The sequence below is a fragment of the Streptomyces sp. NPDC059142 genome, from assembly GCF_042755665.1.
Lineage (GTDB): Bacteria > Actinomycetota > Actinomycetes > Streptomycetales > Streptomycetaceae > Streptomyces.
In genome coordinates, this window is record NZ_JBHZDA010000055.1 from 40,913 (window position 1) to 43,627 (window position 2,715).

3 protein-coding genes are annotated in these 2,715 nt (G+C 72.7%); all 3 read right to left on the minus strand.

Annotation, left to right across the window (positions count from 1 at the left end):
* Genes ACFXPK_RS20445 through ACFXPK_RS20455 form a run of 3 tightly spaced genes read right to left on the minus strand, consistent with a single transcriptional unit; the run spans window position 1 to window position 2,665 of the window.
* Entirely contained in the window at window positions 1-780 is a 780-nt protein-coding gene (locus ACFXPK_RS20445; protein ID WP_385077292.1) for a PfkB family carbohydrate kinase, read from the minus strand.
* Entirely contained in the window at window positions 777-1,766 is a 990-nt protein-coding gene (locus ACFXPK_RS20450) for a zinc-dependent alcohol dehydrogenase family protein (RefSeq protein WP_384999520.1), read from the minus strand. Before ACFXPK_RS20450 ends, ACFXPK_RS20445 begins: the two co-directional genes overlap by 4 nt.
* Window positions 1,766-2,665, minus strand: coding sequence for a carbohydrate ABC transporter permease (locus ACFXPK_RS20455; protein ID WP_385077312.1), 900 nt, complete (start codon window positions 2,663-2,665; stop codon window positions 1,766-1,768). Before ACFXPK_RS20455 ends, ACFXPK_RS20450 begins: the two co-directional genes overlap by 1 nt.
* Window positions 2,666-2,715: the final 50 nt, after the last annotated feature.

The following is a 2,715-nucleotide window of genomic DNA, read 5'->3' on the forward strand; positions in this document are numbered from 1 at the left end:
TTACCCCCCCCCGCACACCCCCGCGCCCCGGGGGCGTTTGGTTGACCCCCCGGCGCGGGCCCGCGGGGCCCCCCCCCCCCCCCCCGCGCCCCCCCCCCACGCCGTGGCGCCCTTGGCGCCCCGGGTGAGCACCACCAGGCGCCCCTCCGCGGCGAGCCGCCGGCCGCTCTCGTCGGGGTCCGTGTCCGGCCAGAGCCGGGCCAGGTCCTCGTCGCTCGCCTTCACCACATGGGCCAGCGAGCAGAGTTCGCGCAGCAGCCGCGAGGCGGTCGCCGGGTCGATCGTCCGGTCCTCGCGCACATTGGGGTCCACCACCAGCAGCGAACGCGCGGCGCCCGCACGGGCGGTGGCCGCGACGGCCCCGGCCGCCGGTTCGACGACGGCGGCGACCCCGCCCACGTAGACGGCGGCGAACCGTTCCACCTGGGCCGTGTGGTCCGGCAGCCGGAAGGTCGCCGTCTCGTCGAGGTGGAAGTGGTAGCCGGTGCCGTCCGGTCCCGGGTCGGCGACCGCGAGCGTCGTGGGCAGCTCCGAGCGCGCGCACAGGCCGAGTTCCGTACCCGCGTCGGCGAGCCGCCGCTCGATCAGACGGGCGAAGCCGTCGCCGCCCAGCGCCCCGGCGAACCAGCTCGGCGTACCGAGCCGGGCCAGTCCGGCCGCGACGTTGGCGGGCGCGCCGCCGGACTGGGCCCGGTAGGTCTCCGGGCCGTCCGTGACGGGGACGAGGTCGATGAGCGCCTCGCCCATCACGAGTACGGCGCCGGGTGGGACCTCGGTCACGGCTGGACCACGATCTTGCGTCCCTGGCCCGCCTTGAACTTCTCGATGGCCTGCGGGTACTCCTCCAGCGACAGCCGGTCGCTGATGAAGACCGCCGGGTCGAGCACCCCGGAGGCGAAGAGCGCGGCGGCCCGCTCGTAGCTGTGCAGCACCGCCATGGAGCCGGTGATCGTGATCTCCTGGTTGTAGATCCGGTACGGCTCGATGACGGCGGTCGTGGCGTAGTCGGCGACGCCGAACTGGAGGAACGTACCGCCCTTGGCGACCCGGCCCAGACCGTCCTGGATGGCGCCCGCGTTGCCGGTCGCGTCGATGACGACGTCCCAGCCGGTGGGCCGGTCGAACTCGTCCGCCGAGGCGCCGGAGCGCGAGCAGCCGAGCTTGCCCGCGGTCGCCAGCCGCTCCGGGTTGACGTCGAGCATGTCCACGGAGGCGGCGCCGGTGCGCTTGGCCAGCTCCAGCATCATCAGGCCCATGGTGCCCGAGCCGTAGATCAGCACCTCGGCGCCGAGCGTCGACCTGAGCACGTCGTATCCGCGTACGGCGCAGGAGAGCGGCTCGATCAGGGCCGCGTCCTTCACGTCGATGTGGTCGGGCAGCTTGACGCAGTTGGCGACGGGCGCCACGGCGAACTCGGCGGCGCCGCCCGGCTTGCTGACCCCGATCGCGTTCCACCGGTCGCACAGGTTGCCCCGTCCGGTCCGGCAGTAGCGGCACTCGTTGCAGTACAGGGACGGGTCGACGGCGACCTTGTCGCCGATGGCCAGCTCGGTGACGTCCGCGCCGATCCCGACGATCTCACCGGCGAACTCGTGCCCCGGGATGATCGGCAGCGTGGGCGCGAACTCGCCCTGGAGAATGTGCAGATCGGTGCCGCACAGTCCGCACGCGGCAACGGAGACGACGACGTCCCGAGGGCCTGGGGTGGGGTCGGGAACCGTCGTGACGGAGACCTTGCCGACGGCTTCGACGATCGCAGCCCTCATTACTTCACAGCTCCAAGAGAAAGGCCCTGGACCAGCTTGTCCTGGGCGGCGAAACCTGCGGCGAGCACCGGCAGGGAGACAACGACGGAGGCCGCGCACAGTTGGGCGAGGAAGAGCCCCTGGCTGGTGACGAAGCCCGTCAGGAACACGGGGGCGGTCTGCGCCGTCACCCCGGTGAGCACCCGGGCGAAGAGCAGCTCGTTCCAACTGAAGATGAAGCAGATCAGCGAGGTCGCCGCGATACCGGGGGCGGCGACCGGGGCCACCACCCGCAGCAGGACGGTGGGCAGCCGGGCCCCGTCCACCTGCGCGGCCTCGATGATGGAGACCGGTACGTCCGCGAGGAAGGACTGCATCATCCACACCGCGATCGGCAGGTTCATCGAGGTGTAGAGGATGACCAGCAGCCAGATGTTGTCCAGCATGCCGACGTTCTTCGCGAAGAGGTAGACGGGCAGCAGCCCGGCGACCACCGGCAGCATCTTCGTGGAGAGGAAGAAGAACATGACGTCCGTCCACTTCTCCACGCGCTTGATGGAGAGCGCGTACGCCGCCGGCAGGGCCAGCAGGAGGACGAAGAGCGTGGAGAAGAGCGACGCGGTCACGGAGTTGATCAGCGGCGGCCAGGGGCTCGCGCCGCCGCCCTCGCCGAAGAACACCCGGTAGCTGTCGAGGGTGAGCCCGGCGGTGAGGGAGGGCGGGTTGGTCGCCGCGTCGGCCTCCGAGTGGAAGGAGGTGAGCAGCATCCAGAGCGCCGGCAGGCAGAAGACGATGCCGACGATCCAGGCCAGCAGGCCCAGTCCGGCGGAGCGCCGCCTGGCCCGCCGGGCGGCGGGGGCGTACTTGTCGAGGGGGGGGGGGGGGGGGGCCGCGCGGGGGGGGGCGCGGGGAGGGCGCACGCCGCCCGGGGCGCGCCCACCCGGCCCGGGCGGTGACAGCCCCCGGCGGC

Coding starts and splice junctions, on each gene's coding strand:
- ACFXPK_RS20450 (WP_384999520.1), bottom strand. CDS start 1,766: ATGAGGGCTGCGATCGTCGAAGCCGTCGGCAAGGTCTCCGTCACGACG.